This window comes from Rhizobium etli CFN 42 (assembly GCF_000092045.1).
Lineage (GTDB): Bacteria > Pseudomonadota > Alphaproteobacteria > Rhizobiales > Rhizobiaceae > Rhizobium > Rhizobium etli.
In genome coordinates, this window is record NC_007761.1 from 3,854,844 (window position 1) to 3,871,316 (window position 16,473).

The following is a 16,473-nucleotide window of genomic DNA, read 5'->3' on the forward strand; positions in this document are numbered from 1 at the left end:
CCGTTCAGATGGGAAGAGGGGATATGCCGCACCGTCTCCGTCCCCCTCCAACATTTCGCTGGGCAAGTCCCCTCTCCCCGTCAGAAGGGGGAGAGGGTTAGGGTGAGGGGCAGGCTCCCGGCATGCCCGAAGTCTCAGAGCCCCAGCATCCGCCGGTTGGCAGCCTGATCCGTACCGCTGCCGGCAAAATCATCGAAGGCTTTTTCGGTGACGCGAATGATATGGGCAGCCACGAATTCCGCACCCTCACGGGCGCCGTCCTCCGGATGCTTCAGCGCACATTCCCATTCGACCACGGCCCAGCCGTCGAAATTATTCGCCGTCATCTTCGAGAAGACCGCGCCGAAATCGACCTGGCCGTCACCGAGCGAGCGGAAGCGACCGGCGCGTTCCACCCAGCCCTGGTAACCGCCATACACGCCCTGGCGCCCGGTCGGATTGAACTCCGCATCCTTGACGTGGAACATCTTGATGCGGTCCTTGTAGATGTCGATGTTCTCGAGATAGTCGAGGCATTGCAGGATGTAGTGCGAGGGATCGTAGAGCATGTTGGCGCGCGGATGGTTCTTCACCCGCTCCAGGAACATCTCGAAGGTGATGCCGTCATGCAAGTCCTCGCCCGGATGGATCTCGTAGCAGACATCGATGCCGTTCTCATCGGCATGGTTGAGGATCGGCGTCCAGCGGCTGGCAAGCTCGTCGAAGGCCGTCTCCACCAGACCGGCGGGACGCTGCGGCCAGGGATAGATGAAGGGCCAGGCAAGCGCGCCGGAGAAGGTCGCATGCGCCTTGAGGCCGAGGTTCTTCGATGCTGTCAGAGCCATCTTGACCTGCTCGACCGCCCACTCCTGACGGGCTTTCGGATTGCCGCGCACCTCGGGCGCCGCAAAGCCGTCGAATGCTTCGTCATAGGCGGGGTGAACGGCAACCAGCTGGCCTTGCAGATGGGTCGAGAGCTCGGTGACTTCGATGCCGTTTTCGCGGGCCTTGCCGGCGAACTCGTCACAATAATCCTTGGAGGTGGCGGCCTTCTTCAGATCGATCAGCTGGCTCGCCCAGGTCGGAACCTGAACGCCCTTGTAACCGATGTCAGCCGCCCATTTGGTGATCGCGTCCCAAGAATTGAAAGGCGCGGTATCGCCCGCGAACTGGCCAAGGAAAAGGCCGGGACCTTTGATCGTCTTCATGTCAGATTCCTCCCTGAATATCGACCGTAAACGTTTCTGAAGAACTTGTAGCACGCATTTCGGCGGGAGTAAGGTGCCTCCTCGCCCTTGCCGCCGGATTTGGCGCGAGTCCAGATGCGGTATGGCTGCGACCTAATCATGATGGGCTGTCGCGGGCAAGAGGTACGTGCAGCATTTTCGCCGTCCGCCACGTGAGGGCATAAAAATGCGCCCATTCTTGCGAATGGGCGCACCCTCTTTGATGGGTGATCAGAACGGAGAATCCGGGAAGTAGAAGTTCTTGGCGTTCTCCTTGGTGACGAGCGTCGCGTCGAGGATGTAGTTGCCGTGAACCGGGACCTGGTCGTAGAGTGCCGCCGCCGTCAACTCCATTGCCGTACCGACCATTGCCGGCGGATAGAGAACGTCGACCGGAATCAGCTTGTCCCCATCCATGACCTTCTTGACCATGTCCTTGGAACCGGCCCCGGCGACAACATACTGGATGTCGGTGCGCTTGGCCTGCTCGATCGCCTGCAATACGCCGACGGCCATGTCGTCGTCCTGGCACCAGACGACGTCGATCTTCGGGTACTTCGTCAGATAGTCCTGCATGACCTTGAAGGCGTCGTCGCGGTTCCAGTTGCCGTACTGGCGGTCAAGAACCTTGACCTTGGAGCCGGCGATACCCTTGTCGAAACCATCCTGGCGCTGCTGGTCGATCGGGATAGGCAGACCGCGGATAACGACGACCTCGGCTTCCGGCGTCTTTTCGGCAATATATTTGCCGGCTACTTCGCCGAGCGCCGGATTGTTGCCGGCGACATAGAGGTCACGCACGGAATTGTCGTTGTTCGACGGCGCACGGTCGACGAGCGCAACGAACTTGCCCTTGTCCTTGACTTCCTTGATGGCGTTGACGAGCGGATCCGGATCGGACGGCAGGATGACGAGCGCATCTATGCCCTGCGTATCGAGGTCCTGCACGGCGTTAGCCTGCGTCGCGGCATCCGGCGAGGTCTTGACGATGACGTTCAGGCCCGGATGTTCGGCCATCAGCTTCTTGGCAATACGCTCGGCATGGAACACGACGCCAGAAGTCCAGCCGTGATCGGCGGCCGGAATGGACACACCGATCGTGTAGTTCTTGTCCTGGGCGTAGGCTGCACCGGCAAAAGCCACCCCCGCAACGGCCAGACCCAACATGAGCTTGCGCATGCTTAGTTCCTCCCAAAAATATCAGGGACTTGTCCAATCCGAGCCGGGTGCCCTGTGAAGCCCGACTAATCCGAGAACCGTCTGACTTTATGATTTGCGCACCAGCGACCGCTGCACCAGCATGGCGATGATGATGATTGCACCCTGAATCGCGCCGATGAGATATTCGCTGATGAAGTTCGAAAGCAGCATGATGTTGCCGACGAGTTCGAGAATGAAGGCGCCGCAAATCGTGCCCCACACACGGCCGGCGCCACCCTTGAGCGCCGTGCCGCCGACGACGACGGCGGTAATCGCCTGCAACTCCCACAGGATGCCGGTCGTTGCCGAGGTGGAACCGAGACGCGGCACATAGAGCAGCACGGCGATCGCCACGCAGAGGCCTTGGATGACGAAGGCAATGGTGCGCACGCGGTTGACGGCGATTCCGGAATAGCGCGCGACATCGCTGTTCGAACCGACAGCCACGACATGGCGGCCGTAACGCGTGCGGTAGAGGATGAAGGCGGCAATCGCGGTGACGGCGAGGATCACCACGATCGGAACCGGAAGACCGAGGATATTACCGAAATAGGCCGGCCGGTAGAGCGTCTGGATGTCACTCGAACGCAACGTGATCGCGCCGCCCTGCGACAGCCAGGTGGTCAGGCCGCGATAAATGCCCATGGTGCCGAGCGTGGCGATGAAAGGCTCGATTTTGCCGACGGTGGTGATGAGACCGTTGGCGAGGCCGCAAAGCGCCCCCGCAATGACCGTGAAGACCACAGCCGCCGTCAGCATCAGCACCGGGTCGGCAATGACGCCCGAATTGATCAGCAGGATCATCAGGCTGGCGACAAAGGCCACCATCGAGCCGACGGAAAGATCGAGGTCTCCGGCGGAGATCACGAAGGTTGCGCCGACGGCGATAATGGCGATGAAAGCGCAGCGTGTCGCGACGTTGGCAAGATTGGTGATGCCGATGAAATTCGGATTGACCAGCGCGCCGACGATGAGAAGCAAGGCCAAAGCGGCAAAAGGTGCAACTGCACGCAGATCAACGTCACGCCAGGACCTGCGCCGGATTTCCCTGGTCTCCTCGTTCACACTCATGTCCAAAACCAACCTCCCGTCCCAGACTGCCTGGGCATGTTATCTATTGTCCGTGTCGGCAAAATCCCGTCCGCTCAGGTCTTTGTCTTATGCATGTCTCCCGAACCGCGGCACGCTGTCGGGGCGACATGTATCAGGCCGCCGCCTTCTTCTTGAGGCCGGCGGCGTAGCGCATGATCTCCTGCTCGGAAATCTCGTCGCCTTCGAGCACGCCCACGATATGTCCCTCGCGCATCACCACCACCCGCGTGCACAGGCCGATGACCTCGGGCATCTCCGAGGAAACGACAATGATCGACCGGCCGTCGCGGGCGAGTGCCGAGATGAAATGATAGATCTGCTGCTTGGTGCCGACGTCGATGCCGCGCGTCGGCTCGTCGATGATGATGATATCAGGCTCGGTCTCCATGACCTTCGCCAAGAGCAGCTTCTGCTGGTTCCCGCCGGACATGCGGCCGGCAATGATATTGCCGTCGCGAACCCTGATGTCGAAGCGGCGCTTGGCCTTCGCCAGAGCAGCCGCTTCACTGCCGGGACTGAGATAGCCGTGGCGAGAATGCCTTCCGAGCGATTGCAGCGTCAGATTGGTCATCATGCCGGAACGCAGCAGCAAGCCCTTCGACTTGCGGTCCTTGGTCATGTAGGCGAGGCCGCAGCGATTGGCCGCATGCACATCGCCGGAGGGAACGTTTTGCCCTTTGATGACCACTTCACCCTCAAGACGACTTCGCAGGCCGGCGATCGCCTCCATCAATTCAGTGCGGCCGGAGCCGATCATCCCGGAGAAGCCGATAATCTCGCCCTTGCGCACCTCAAAGCTCGCATCCCGGACATAACCCGTCGACACCGAGGAAACGCTCAGGACGACCTCCTCGTCGACATCGGGCTCGACTTTGGCGGGATAGAGGCTGGAAAGTTCGCGGCCGACCATCAGCTGCGCGATCGCTTCCCCGTCGAGAATTGATGTCGGCGACGTCTTGATCCACTGGCCGTCGCGCAGCACCGTCACCCGATCCGTCAGCTCCATCACCTCGTCGAGCTTGTGGGAGACGAAGACGAAGCTGGTGCCCTGGTCCCGCAGCTTGCGGACCTGCTTGAAGAGCATATTGGTCTCTTCCCGCGACAGGACGGCCGTCGGCTCGTCCATGAAAACGACGCGCGCATCGCGGCTGATTGCCTTGGCGATCTCGACCATCTGCTTGTCGGCGATGGAGAGCGTGCTGATCAGCGCATTCTCGTCGACATGCGAACCAAGCACGTCGAGCACCTTGCGCGTCTCAGCGCGCATGTATTTGCGATCGAGCACACCGAAACGCGTCACCTCACGTCCGAGGAAAAGGCTCTCCGTCACGGTCAGGTGGTCGGCGAGATTGAATTCCTGGTGAATGATGACGATGCCGAGCGCTTCCGCAGCGCCATTCGGCGGCAGCACCACAGGCTTGCCGTCGAGCAGGATCTCTCCGGAACTCGGCTGTTCGAAACCTGAGAGCACCTTGACGAGCGTAGACTTGCCAGCGCCGTTTTCACCCATCAGTGCATGGATTTCGCCGGCACGGAGATCGAAATTGACGCTGAAGAGCACCTGCACGCCGCTGAAGGATTTACATATGCGCCTGGCGGACAGCACCACGGGCGCAGTGTCGGCGATCTCCACGGTCATTCATGCCCTCCCCCAAGAGCGTTTTGCATCGGCAGAACGCACCGACGCCGCTCCATCACCTTGAACTAGTCCACATTTCCACTCTGAAAACCGTTCTCGGCCTCAGAGCTAGCTTGCGCCTCCCGCCCGCTTTGACCCTCATGTAAACCTTTACATCGCGCATGTAAAGGTTTACATCGTGAATTTACACAGATCCTCTGAAGCTTGCCTTTGACCTCTCGGCGAGTCTGTGTAGTGTCGCGGCGAAGACAGCCCCAAGGCAGAGCGCAGTGTCGAATTCCACGCCCGCAACAATCGAAGACGTCGCCCGGATCGCCGAGGTCTCCATCGCGACGGTTTCGCGGGCGATCCACACCCCGGAGAAGGTCGCCAACTCGACGCGGCTTAAAGTCAATCAGGCGATCGCGGTCACCGGCTACACCACCAACGCAATGGCGCGCAGCCTGAGGCTCGGTCGTTCCAACATGATTCTGGTCGTGGCGCCCGACATCGGCGATCCCAATTTCTCCAATATTCTCGTCGGACTGGAGAACGAGGCGCGCGCCCACGGCTACGGCATCCTGATCGGCCACACCCAGAACGATGCCCAGCGCGGCCTGGAATATCTGAAATTCTTCAACTCCAACCAAGCCGCCGGGCTGATCCTTTTCACCGGCATCCTGCCCTTCGGCCATCAGACGATGACCGCCCGGCTGCCGCCGAGCGTCGGGGTTTTCGAACCGGTCTTCAACGGCGGCATTCCCTATGTCGGCGTCGACGATACCGAGGGCGCGCGAAAGGCGGTGGATCTGCTGCTGGCCGAAGGCCATCGCAAGATCGCCTTCATCGGCGATTCGCGCACCCGGCTTGCCTATGTCAGGCGCCGCATGGGTTACGACGCCGGCCTCGACGCCGCCGGCGTCCCGCCGGATCTCAGGATCGTGCTCGAAGGCGACGGCACGATCGAAAGCGGCCGGCATGCGGTCGAACAGCTTTTCATGCGCGACACTCTCCCGACCGCCTTCATGTGCGTGAACGATCAGACGGCGATCGGCGTCATGATCGGGCTCGGCGCGCGAGGCTATGATATTCCGCGAGATTTCTCAGTGACCGGCTTCGACGACGTGCCGCAGGCCGTCTTCATCTCGCCGTCGCTGACGACGATCCGTCAGCCGAGAACGGCGATTGGCAAACAGGCGATGGCGCTGCTGCTGGAACTCTTGTCCGATGGCCGGCCGGCCGAGACGGAAATCCTGCTGAGGCCGGATCTGGTGGTTCGCAACTCCGTCTCCGCACCGTCGCGCCAGTGGTTCAAGCGCTGAAGAGACTATAACGACAGGCCTACAAAGAGCTGCGCCGGCGGCCGCTGGCCGCCGGCGCGCTTTATCAGACGTAACGGTTGACGACGTTTTCGAGCAGTTCTTGCTTGCCGGATTTCGGCTGCGGGTTGACGTCCTTGCTCTCGACCCAGTTCGCGATCTCATCCAGCGAATACTCGCCGCGGAAGAGTTTCTGCGCCTCGACCGATTCCCAACCGGCATAACGGTCGGCAAGCGGCTGCGACAGGGCCTTGTCCTCGATCATCTTGGCCGCCGCCTTGAGGCCGCGGGCGCAGCAGTCCATGCCCCCGATATGACCGATTAAGAGGTCTGCCGGATCGAGCGACTGGCGGCGCAGCTTCGAGTCGAAGTTGGTGCCGCCGGTCTTGAAGCCGCCGCCCGCTAGAACGTGGTAATAGGCAAGAGCCATTTCCGGAACATTGTTCGGGAACTGGTCGGTGTCCCAGCCGGACTGGTAGTCGTTGCGGTTCATGTCGATCGAGCCGAAGATGCCGAGCGCATTGGCGAGCGCCAACTCGTGTTCGAAAGAGTGGCCGGCGAGGATCGCATGCCCCTGCTCGATATTGACCTTCACCTCGTTTTCAAGGCCGTGCTTCTTGAGGAAGCCGTAAACGGTCGCGACGTCATAGTCATACTGGTGCTTGGTCGGCTCCTGCGGCTTCGGCTCGATCAGGATGGTGCCCTTGAAGCCGATCTTGTGCTTGTATTCGACAACGAGGTTGAGGAAGCGGCCGAGCTGATCGAGTTCGCGCTTGAGATCGGTGTTGAGCAGCGTCTCGTAACCTTCGCGTCCGCCCCAGAGCACGTAGTTCTCGCCGCCGAGCTTCTGCGTGGCGTCGATGCAGGTCTTGACCGTCGCGGCGGCGAAAGCAAAGACGTCTGGATCGGGGTTGGTCGCCGCACCCGACATGTAGCGGCGGTTGGAGAACAGGTTCGCCGTACCCCAGAGCAGCTTGGTGCCGGTCGCCGCTTGCTTCTCGGCGAAGTAATCGACGATCTCGTTGAGGTTCTTGGTGTTTTCAGCGAAATTCTTGCCTTCGGGGCGCACGTCGGCGTCGTGGAAGCAGTAATAGGGCGCGCCGAGCAGCGAGAAGAATTCGAAAGCGACATCGGCCTTGAGCTTGGCAGCCTTCATCGTGTCTTCGAACCACGGACGCAGGAAGGTCTGGCCGCCGAAGGGGTCGCCACCCGGCCAGGTGAAGGTGTGCCAATAGGCCACCGCAAAACGCAGATGGTCTTCCATACGCTTGCCAAGAACGATCTCGTCCGGCTGGTAATAGCGGAAGGCGAGCGGATTGGTGCTGTCAGGACCTTCATATTTGATCTTCTGGATATCGCCGAAAAATCCGGTGCTCATGTTGGGGTCTCCTTGGGTTTCTATCTCTTTGCAGTTCTGAATTCTTGTCTGTGGAGGCGGCCCCCTCATCCGCCTGCCGGCACCTTCTCCCCCGAGGGGAGAAGAGACGCGTTGCGCCGCCTCTTTTCCCTTCTCCCCTCGGGGAGAAGGTGGCCCGAAGGGTCGGATGAGGGGGCCGCTGGCTCCAGTTTCAATGCGCCAGCGATTTGATCGCCGGATAAACTGCCCGGTAACGCATATAGGCATCCTCGTAAGCGTCACTCATCGACGACACCGGCTCGATTGTGCCTGCCGTCATCGGCGGCGTGCAGACGGCGATTGGATCCGCCCCCGTCGCCGCGATCAGGCCGAGACGGGCAGCGCCGAAGGCTGCGCCGAAATCGCCGTCACCCGGCAGGTCGACCGGAACGCCCAGCGCGGTGGCGATCGATGCCAGCCAATAGCGCGAGCGCGAACCGCCGCCGATTGCCGTCACGCGCGCGATGCCGGTGCCGGCCGAACGCAACGCTTCGAGATTGTCGCGGATGGCGAAAGCCACACCTTCGAGCACGGCCTGGGTCAGCACCACGCGGCTGCTTTCGTGTTCGAGGCCGATGAAGGCGCCGCGGATGACGGCGTCATTGTGCGGCGTACGCTCGCCGGAGAGATAGGGCAGGAAGGTGACGCCGGTCGGCGCCTTCAGCGTCTCGCCGACTTCGCCTGTCAGCTCGGCGGCCGACTTGCCGGTCACACCGGAATGCCAATTGAGCGCATCGGTGGCCGAGAGGATGACGCCCATCTGATGCCAGGTGTTGGGCAGCGCATGGCAGAAGGCATGCACGGCGCTTTCCGGCTTCGGCAGATAGGAGCCGTTGGCGGCAAAGAGCACGCCCGAAGTGCCGAGCGAGACGAAGGCCGCGCCATCGCTCACCGTGCCCATGCCGCAGGCCGAGGCTGCATTATCGCCCGCGCCGCCGGCAACGACGACCGAGCCTGATATGCCCCACTGGGCGGCGAGGTCGGACCGCAGTCTGCCGGCCTGATCGGTGCCTTCGACAAGCGCCGGCATATGCTCCCTGGAAAGGCCGGTGGCGGCAAGCAGTTCGGACGACCAACCGCGCTTGCCGGTATCGAGCCAGGAGGTGCCTGCCGAATCCGACATTTCGGAAATATATTCGCCGGTCAGCCAGAGACGCAGATAATCCTTCGGCAGCAGCACCTTGGCAACCTTGGCGAAAATCTCAGGCTCATGCTTCCTGACCCAGGCGAGCTTAGGCGCCGTAAAGCCGGGAAACACGATATTGCCGGTCAGCGCCCGGAAACGCGGGTCGGCGTCGAGTTCGGCGGCTTCGACGTGGCTGCGTGTATCGTTCCAAAGAATGCAGGGCCGCAATACCTTATCGCTCGCATCGATCAGCGTGGCGCCGTGCATCTGGCCGGAAAGGCCGATGCCCCTGACTGCCGCGAATTCCTTTGGATGTTTTGCCTTGAGCCCGGCTAAGGCCTCCTCGGTCGCGCGCACCCAGTCAGCCGGTTCCTGTTCCGACCAGCCGGAATGCGGGCGCGAGACGTCGAGCGCACCGTTGGCCGAACCGACGATCTTCTGGTCGCCGTCGATCAGCATCGCCTTGACGCCGGAGGTTCCGAGATCGAGACCGAGATACATGTGGCATTCTCCCTTTGCCGTTACGGCAGATTGTCCTTCAGGAATATGTCGAGGCGGATACGCTCCTGCGCTTCGATGACGGCGAGCCCGTCCGCCTTGGCCTTCAGCACCCGGATGGCGCTGCGCACCTCATGACCGGCATTCTGATTGAGAATCGCATCAATCGTGTTGTCGATGAGCGCCGCCCGCGTGTGGGCGGTCAGTTCGTGGGCAATGACTGTCAGCGTCCGGTCGACGGCCTTCTCCTTCAGCGCCCTGATAAGGCCGCGATTTCCGGCGCCGAGACTGTAGACGCCGACAATGTCGGCATTCCCAAGTGCCTCGGCGATGAGCATATGGGCGATCTCCGGATCGTCACGCCCTTCCAGAACCGGAAGGATCGCAAGATCGGGAAACTCCTCTGCCATGACCGAAGTGAACCCTTCCAGCCGCTCGCGATGGTCGCGCACCAGCATGGAGCCGGCGAGCACGGCGATCTTGCCCTTTCGCGGGCCGAGGAACCGGCCGAGCAGACGGGCCGCCGTGCGGCCTGCCGCGATATTGTCGACGCCGGCGTAGTGATGGCGCAGCGATCCGGTAAGATCGGACACCAGCGTGACGATGGGAAAGCCCGCATGCACCAGCCTGTCCACGACGGCACGCACTTCAGGCGCATCGGTCGCAACCATTGCGATGCCGCAAGGCTTTTCCCTGGAAAGCCCTTCAAGCACGGCGACGAGAGCCGCGGGATCGAAGGCAGGCACCTCAATGGTGCGAATATCGGTGCGTTCGGCAGGCGAGCGGAGGATCGCCTGCCGGATTTCGGCATTGAGCTCATGCATGAAGGTATTGTCACTGGCCGGCAGGATGAACACCAGCGGATAAGTGCGTCCCTTGGCGAGATTGGCGGCGGCGACATCCCTGACATAACCGAGTTCGCGGATTGCGCTCTCGACTTTCTCCCGCGTGACGTGGCGCACACCAGGACGCTGATTGAGAACCCGGTCGACAGTCGCGAGACTGACACCCGCCGCAGCGGCGATATCGTGAACAGTTGGCCTCATCATTCCTCCTGACGAGACCATTAGCGCCAAATTTGATGTACGTAAATCAAAAAAAACCAGCGGGGCGATCGCGGCATTATTTTTCCCCCATTGGTCCGCTGACGCGGATTCGATGAGCGATCACCCATCTGATGACACGGAGGCTGGAAAACCACAACAAAAAGGCCCTCCGGAGAGGGCCTTTTCGAGGGACGGGGCCGGAGGTCAGTGGCCGCCGCCACCTCCTCCGCCGCCTTGCGGCGCGGGTTTCTTGATCATGGCGACACCGAGGATCATCGCAACAAAAAGCGCGGTCAGGATCAGGAACACATCGCTGAAGGAAAGGATGACTGCCTGCTTGGTGGCGAGGCCAACCATCTGTTTGATCGCGACTGAAGTGCCGTCCATGCCATAACTGTTGAAATTGGCGGCCATGTTGTTCATCTGCTCGAGCGCCGCCGGATTGCCCCAGTCCACGTTCTCCCGCAGCCGCTCGTAATGCACATCTTGCCGGCTGGTGAGCACGGTGTTGATGACCGCGAGACCGACGGCGCCGCCGAGGTTTCTGGTCAGGTTGAACAGACCGGACGCGCCGCGGATGCGCGACGGCGGCATCGTGCCAAGCGCGATGTTGTTGATCGGCACCATGCACATCATCAGGCCGAAACCGCGCAGGATCTGCGGGATGAAAAGTTCGTAGAAATCCCAATCCGCCGTCAGGTGGATCATGATGTATGTGCCGGCGGCGAAGCTGATGAAACCGATCACCATCATCAGGCGCAGGTCCATCTTGGTCGACAGCCGCCCGGCGATCGGCGCGGTGAAGAACATCGCAAGCCCGGAGACGAACATCGTCTCGCCGATCATCAGCGAATCATAGCCGCGGATACGCCCCAGATAGACTGGGTAGATATAGGTAAGGCCGTAGAGGCCGATGCCCATGACGAAGGAAAAGACCGAGCCGAAGGAGAAATTCCGGTTCGCAAAGGCCTTCAAGTCGACAACGGGGAACTCCACCGTGAAGGCGCGATAGAAGAAGACGATGGCCGCGGCTCCGGAGGCGACGGCAGCCAGCGCGATGGAATTGTCGTTGAACCAATCGTTCGAGTTGCCCTCTTCGAGCACATATTCCAGCGCGCCGAGGAAGACGCCCATCGAGATCAGCCCCCACCAGTCGAACTTCTTGAAGAGCGACAGTTCCGGCTTGTCGAAGTCGATGAAGTTCCAGGTAACCAGCGTGACGATGATGCCCGGAACGATATTGACGAGGAACAGCCAGTGCCAGGAGAAGGCGTGGCTGAGATAGCCGCCGACGGTCGGGCCGATGGTCGGCGCCAGTGTCGCGATCAGGCCGATGATCGGCGAGACGATGCTGCGCTTCGACGGCGGGAAAATGGTGAAGGCGGCCGCGAACACCGACGGGATCATGCCGCCGCCGATGAACCCCTGGACGGCGCGGTAGACGATCATCTGGTCGATATTCGTCGCCGTCGCCGCAAGCGCACTCGCCATGGTGAAGCCGGCGGCCGAGATCGCGAAAAGGTAGCGCGTCGAGATGATACGCGCCAGCGTGCCCGAAAGCGGGATCATGATCACTTCGGCGATCAGATAGGCCGTCTGCACCCAGCCAATCTCGTCGGAACCGGCCGACAGGCCAGCCTGAATTTCGGCAAGCGAAGCAGAGACGATCTGGATGTCGAGGATCGACATGAACATGCCGAGCACCATCGCGAAGAAGGCGATGAGCTTCCTCGGATCCATGCGATCACCGGCGTGGGCGGGCGCTGCCGGAATTGTTACCCCTGTTGCTGTCGCGCTCCCGGCCATCGGACCACCTCCGCCTTTTAAAGGCTTACTTGTTCGGCGCCGTGCGGGTATCGACGTCGACGACGACGCTGAGGCCCGCGCGCAGACGCCCGCTGTCGAGCGCATCCTGCGGCAGCGCGATGCGCACTGGCACGCGCTGGATCACCTTGGTGAAGTTGCCCGTGGCATTTTCCGGCGGCAGCAGCGAAAAGACCGAGCCCGAGGCCGGCGAGATCGATTCGACGGTACCGACGATCGGATGATCGTCATAGGCATCAACATGGACGTTGACCTTCGAGCCGGCAACGAGATGCTGAATCTGCGTTTCCTTGAAATTGGCGTCGATATAGAGCTGGCGCACCGGAACGAGCGCCATCAGGCGCTGGCCGGGCGAGACCAGATCGCCTTCCTGGACGGAACGATTGCCGACGATGCCGTCATAGGGCGCCTTGAGCACGGTGAAGGAGAGGTCGCGGGCGGCCTTGTCGCGCTGGATTTCCAGCGTGCGAACGGAACCTTCCGCTTCCCTGCGCTGGGCTTCGAGAATGGCGATATTGGCCTGCGCCGCCACGATATTGGCGTCGCCGCCGGCAAGATTGGCCTTGGCCTGATCGAGTGCGGTATTGGCATCATCGAGGTCCGCGGTGGTGCCGACCGACTTTGCCTGCAGGTCGCTCTGGCGCTTCTGCTTGATTTCCGCGCCACGAACCGTGGCTTCGAGGGCAGTCTTCTGGGCCTGGGCCTGCACGAGGCTCGCCTTGGCGCCTTCAATCTGCGCATCAATGCGGCTTAGCGAAAGCTGCTCGGTCGCGATCTGGGCATTCGCCTGATCGAGGGCATTCTGGTAGTCGCCGTTATCAAGGGTAGCGAGAACGTCGCCCGCCTTGACTTCCTGGTTGGCGACAACATTCACCTTCGCGACATAGCCGGTAACCTTCGGCGAGATGGTCGCGATATCGCCTTCGATATAGGCGTCGTCGGTCGACACCATGAACCGGCCGTTCGTCCACCATTCGTATCCATACCAGCCGCCGCCCGCAAGCAGGGCAAGCACGACGATCGGCAGCACCGGGCTGCGGCGCTTCTTCGCCGCAGGAGGAGCAAGCGGGGCTTGGGCCGGCGCCGCCTGTGCGGGAGCAGCCGGCTTTTCCAGGACTTCCGCCGTCGGCGCCTCGGCAACGACTGCGACCTTTGCCTCTTCGGCCTCGGCGTTTTCGCTGACGATACGCGCGACGTTGCTCTTCTGATTGCTCGACATGGCCACTTTACCGATCTTGGAGTAATAATCGAACTGAACGGTTCGGTTCAGTTGACATAAACCTGTTTTATCGTCATATCAAGATGTATAGAACCAATCGGTTCGATTTCTTTTAAGGAAAATGCGAAACCGTAAACACGGTTAAGGAGACATGACGTTAAAACCCGACCACGCCGCCGTGTTCAGTCCTCCCGCCGCCGGGGGCCGATTTGCTGCGGGCGAAGATCCGGCCAAGCGCCAGCAAATTCTCGCCGGCGCCAAGCGCGTCTTCATGAAGATGGGCTTCGACGCCGCCAGCATGAACGACGTGACGCGCGAGGCCGGAGTCTCCAAGGGAACGCTCTACGTCTATTTCACCAACAAGGAAGAGCTGTTTTCGGCGATGATCGAAACCGAGCGCGCCGCTTTCATGGCAGCGGTGCGCACGGCGCTTGCCGAGCATGACAACCCCGAATCCGGCCTGTACGAATTCGGCATGAGCTTCGTCACCCACATGACCGATGAAAAGGTCATCAGCGCAATGCGCACCGTTCTCGGCGTTCGCGACCGCATGCCGGCGCTCTGTCAACGCTTCTTCAAAGGCCCGGTAAACCTGCGCACCATCATGCGCGACTTTTTGGAACAGCATGTCGCCGAAGGCCGGCTCGAGATCGACGACATCGATCTTGCCGCCGGCCAGTTTCTCGATCTTGCCAGCGGCAGTTTCTTCAAGCTCCGCCTATTCGGCAGCATGGAAGAACCGCCGACTCGCGAGGAAATCGACCGCGTCATCCGCGGTGCGATCAAGGTCTTCATGGCAGCCTACGGCGTGCGCCGGCACGAGACCGCCTAACCCCGCATCCTTGACTGCCGTTCTCCTTCGGCCAAAACTCCGCAAGAACGATCAAACCCGGCTGCCGGCTTTTCTCTAAGAAGAAGCCGCAACCAGGGGAATGAAGATGAACGCCATCGCACGGGCGATCTGGTTCATAGAGAGCCATTTCGAAAGCGATATATCGCTGGAAGAGATATCGGAAGCAGCCGGATTGTCGCGCTATCATCTGTCGCGCGTCTTCGGGCTCGTCACCGGCCACTCTATCAGCAGCTACGTGAGAGGACGGCGCCTCAGCCGCGCCGTGCCTGCATTGGTCAGCGGCTCATCCACCATCCTCGAGGTTGCGCTTTGCGCGGGCTACGGCTCGCACGAAGCTTTCACCCGTGCCTTCCGCGACCAGTTCGGCATGACGCCGGATGCGGTGCGCAGACAGGCACACGCCCGCAACCTTGTTTTACTGGAGCCGATCCGAATGGATACCGACCACCTCAACGACCTCGAACCACCCCGTTTCGAGACCCTTCAACCAATGCTCTTTGCCGGCCTGCAGGAGACCTACCCTTATGGCGACAACGCCGCCATTCCCTCGCTTTGGCAGAAGTTCAATACCCACTTCGGACATATTCCCGGCCAGAAAGGCAATGTCGCCTATGGCATCTGCAGGCATATCGGCGAGGAGGAGAAATTCCGCTACATGGCCGCAGCCGAAATTTCCGATGCCAGCGACCTGCCCGCGGATTTTACGACGCTTAAGATTGCGGGACAGCGCTACGCCGTCTTCACCCATCGCGGCCATATCTCCGGCATTTCGCTGACCATGCACCGGATTTTCGGCACATGGTGGCCAACGTCAGGCCTGGAACATGGCGAGACACCTGACATGCTCGAACGTTACGACGAGCGCTTCGATCCTTATACCGGCATGGGCATCACCGAAATCTGGCTGCCGATTAGAGCATGATGCCGAAAGGTGTGAGCGGTTTTCGGACAACATCATGCTCCAACTCTTTAATTTAGAACGGGATTCAAACTTAAGCTCGACCGGCCTTAAATCATCCTGTTCTAGGGAATAAAAGTCATATCAGTTTCGTATACCGGCTTGTGGCGCTTGTCTGGCAGGCAGGCGCCATTACATTGCGCGCGTCGTTTCATCATGTGACGCAAAGAGGGTATAGGCTGATGCAGGAAATCATGACGCTTATTCAGGACCCGGCCGCCTGGGTGGCGCTCATCACACTGGTGGTGATGGAGGTCGTTCTCGGTATCGACAACCTGATCTTCATTTCCATTCTCACCAACAAACTGCCGCCCGAGCATCGCGAGAAAGCCCGCCGGATCGGCATCGGCCTTGCCCTCGTCATGCGCCTGGCGCTGCTCGGCACCGTCGCCTGGATCGTGCAGCTGACCGAACCGCTGTTTACGGCCTTCGGACACGGCTTCTCCTGGAAGGACCTGATCCTGATCGCCGGCGGCCTGTTCCTCGTCTGGAAAGCCACCAAGGAAATTCACCACACGGTCGACCCGGTGGATCATCAGGAGGATTTCATCGCGAAGTCCGTCACGACGGGCTTTGCATCGGCCATCGGCCAGATCCTGCTGCTTGACCTGGTCTTCTCCGTCGACAGCATCATCACCGCCGTCGGCATGACGCCGCATCTGCCGATCATGGTGATCGCCGTCGTCGCCGCGGTGACCGTCATGCTGGTTGCCGCGACCCCGCTCGCCAACTTCATCGAGAGAAATCCGACGATCGTCATGCTGGCGCTAGCCTTCCTGCTGATGATCGGCACGACGCTGATCGCCGAAGGCATGGGTTTCCATGTGCCGAAGGGTTACGTCTACGCCGCCATGGCCTTCTCGGCGCTGGTCGAGGTGCTGAACATGTTCGCACGCAACGCCCGCAAGCGGAAACGCGAAGGCGCGCATTGAGGCTGATACGGGAGGGCGCGTCGCATTGGCGCACCCTCTCAGCGCCGGCAAGCCGTTGCCGACGCGGTTTTTCTTGACGCGCCCGGTTGAATATGGCCTAAGGCCAGCCGAACGGACGATCGGCGGATGGTGCGGGCGAATGCCCTTTTTCGGCCGGTTTGCCGATGAAGATATCTGCATCCTTCCG

13 protein-coding genes are annotated in these 16,473 nt (G+C 61.0%); 4 read left to right on the forward strand and 9 right to left on the reverse strand.

Annotation, left to right across the window (positions count from 1 at the left end):
• Positions 1–134 precede the first annotated feature (134 nt).
• The 4 genes from RHE_RS18630 to RHE_RS18645 form a co-directional block, all read right to left on the reverse strand.
• Positions 135–1,187, reverse strand: a complete 1,053-nt coding sequence (locus tag RHE_RS18630; RefSeq protein WP_011426856.1) for a sugar phosphate isomerase/epimerase family protein — start codon at positions 1,185–1,187, stop codon at positions 135–137.
• Positions 1,188–1,436: 249 nt separating this feature from the next.
• Entirely contained in the window at positions 1,437–2,384 is a 948-nt protein-coding gene (locus tag RHE_RS18635) for a substrate-binding domain-containing protein (RefSeq protein WP_011426857.1), read from the reverse strand.
• Between the two features lie 87 nt (positions 2,385–2,471).
• Positions 2,472–3,476, reverse strand: a complete 1,005-nt coding sequence (locus RHE_RS18640; protein WP_011426858.1) for an ABC transporter permease — start codon at positions 3,474–3,476, stop codon at positions 2,472–2,474.
• A gap of 133 nt (positions 3,477–3,609) precedes the next feature.
• Positions 3,610–5,136, reverse strand: a complete 1,527-nt coding sequence (locus RHE_RS18645) for a sugar ABC transporter ATP-binding protein (RefSeq protein ID WP_011426859.1) — start codon at positions 5,134–5,136, stop codon at positions 3,610–3,612.
• Between the two features lie 269 nt (positions 5,137–5,405).
• Between RHE_RS18645 and RHE_RS18650 the strand changes: the two genes are divergently transcribed.
• The gene (locus RHE_RS18650; protein ID WP_011426860.1) at positions 5,406–6,437 is read left to right on the forward strand and encodes a LacI family DNA-binding transcriptional regulator; all 1,032 of its coding nucleotides are present in this window, start codon (positions 5,406–5,408) and stop codon (positions 6,435–6,437) included.
• A gap of 64 nt (positions 6,438–6,501) precedes the next feature.
• On the opposite strand, the gene xylA is transcribed toward RHE_RS18650, so the two are convergent.
• The 5 genes from xylA to RHE_RS18675 all read right to left on the reverse strand — a co-directional run bounded on the left by xylA (position 6,502) and on the right by RHE_RS18675 (position 13,543).
• Positions 6,502–7,812: a xylose isomerase gene (gene xylA / locus RHE_RS18655; protein WP_011426861.1), complete on the reverse strand. Its 1,311-nt coding sequence runs from the start codon at positions 7,810–7,812 to the stop codon at positions 6,502–6,504.
• A 190-nt stretch (positions 7,813–8,002) separates the two neighbouring features.
• Positions 8,003–9,457 carry a xylulokinase gene (gene xylB / locus RHE_RS18660; protein WP_011426862.1) on the reverse strand — a complete coding sequence of 485 codons (1,455 nt, stop codon included), beginning with the start codon at positions 9,455–9,457 and terminating at the stop codon, positions 8,003–8,005.
• Between the two features lie 20 nt (positions 9,458–9,477).
• Positions 9,478–10,500 (reverse strand): LacI family DNA-binding transcriptional regulator, encoded by a 1,023-nt coding sequence (locus RHE_RS18665; RefSeq protein WP_011426863.1) that lies wholly within the window; start codon positions 10,498–10,500, stop codon positions 9,478–9,480.
• A 204-nt stretch (positions 10,501–10,704) separates the two neighbouring features.
• Positions 10,705–12,306, reverse strand: coding sequence for a DHA2 family efflux MFS transporter permease subunit (locus RHE_RS18670; RefSeq protein WP_011426864.1), 1,602 nt, complete (start codon positions 12,304–12,306; stop codon positions 10,705–10,707).
• 25 nt (positions 12,307–12,331) lie between these two features.
• The gene (locus RHE_RS18675; RefSeq protein WP_042119032.1) at positions 12,332–13,543 is read right to left on the reverse strand and encodes an HlyD family secretion protein; all 1,212 of its coding nucleotides are present in this window, start codon (positions 13,541–13,543) and stop codon (positions 12,332–12,334) included.
• A 151-nt stretch (positions 13,544–13,694) separates the two neighbouring features.
• Here RHE_RS18675 and RHE_RS18680 point away from each other — a divergent pair, with 151 nt between their 5' ends.
• From RHE_RS18680 to RHE_RS18690, 3 genes are all read left to right on the forward strand, one after another.
• Complete coding sequence (locus tag RHE_RS18680) at positions 13,695–14,375, forward strand: TetR/AcrR family transcriptional regulator (protein WP_011426866.1); 681 nt, start codon at positions 13,695–13,697, stop codon at positions 14,373–14,375.
• A 106-nt stretch (positions 14,376–14,481) separates the two neighbouring features.
• Positions 14,482–15,318, forward strand: a complete 837-nt coding sequence (locus tag RHE_RS18685; protein ID WP_011426867.1) for an AraC family transcriptional regulator — start codon at positions 14,482–14,484, stop codon at positions 15,316–15,318.
• A gap of 218 nt (positions 15,319–15,536) precedes the next feature.
• The gene (locus RHE_RS18690; RefSeq protein WP_020922317.1) at positions 15,537–16,286 is read left to right on the forward strand and encodes a TerC family protein; all 750 of its coding nucleotides are present in this window, start codon (positions 15,537–15,539) and stop codon (positions 16,284–16,286) included.
• The last annotated feature ends 187 nt before the right edge of the window (positions 16,287–16,473 follow it).

Coding starts and splice junctions, on each gene's coding strand:
- RHE_RS18665 (WP_011426863.1), bottom strand. CDS start 10,500: ATGAGGCCAACTGTTCACGATATCGCCGCTGCGGCGGGTGTCAGTCTC.
- RHE_RS18645 (WP_011426859.1), bottom strand. CDS start 5,136: ATGACCGTGGAGATCGCCGACACTGCGCCCGTGGTGCTGTCCGCCAGG.
- RHE_RS18670 (WP_011426864.1), bottom strand. CDS start 12,306: ATGGCCGGGAGCGCGACAGCAACAGGGGTAACAATTCCGGCAGCGCCC.
- RHE_RS18635 (WP_011426857.1), bottom strand. CDS start 2,384: ATGCGCAAGCTCATGTTGGGTCTGGCCGTTGCGGGGGTGGCTTTTGCC.
- RHE_RS18630 (WP_011426856.1), bottom strand. CDS start 1,187: ATGAAGACGATCAAAGGTCCCGGCCTTTTCCTTGGCCAGTTCGCGGGC.
- RHE_RS18685 (WP_011426867.1), top strand. CDS start 14,482: ATGAACGCCATCGCACGGGCGATCTGGTTCATAGAGAGCCATTTCGAA.
- xylB (WP_011426862.1), bottom strand. CDS start 9,457: ATGTATCTCGGTCTCGATCTCGGAACCTCCGGCGTCAAGGCGATGCTG.
- RHE_RS18640 (WP_011426858.1), bottom strand. CDS start 3,476: ATGAGTGTGAACGAGGAGACCAGGGAAATCCGGCGCAGGTCCTGGCGT.
- RHE_RS18675 (WP_042119032.1), bottom strand. CDS start 13,543: ATGTCGAGCAATCAGAAGAGCAACGTCGCGCGTATCGTCAGCGAAAAC.
- xylA (WP_011426861.1), bottom strand. CDS start 7,812: ATGAGCACCGGATTTTTCGGCGATATCCAGAAGATCAAATATGAAGGT.
- RHE_RS18690 (WP_020922317.1), top strand. CDS start 15,537: ATGCAGGAAATCATGACGCTTATTCAGGACCCGGCCGCCTGGGTGGCG.
- RHE_RS18680 (WP_011426866.1), top strand. CDS start 13,695: ATGACGTTAAAACCCGACCACGCCGCCGTGTTCAGTCCTCCCGCCGCC.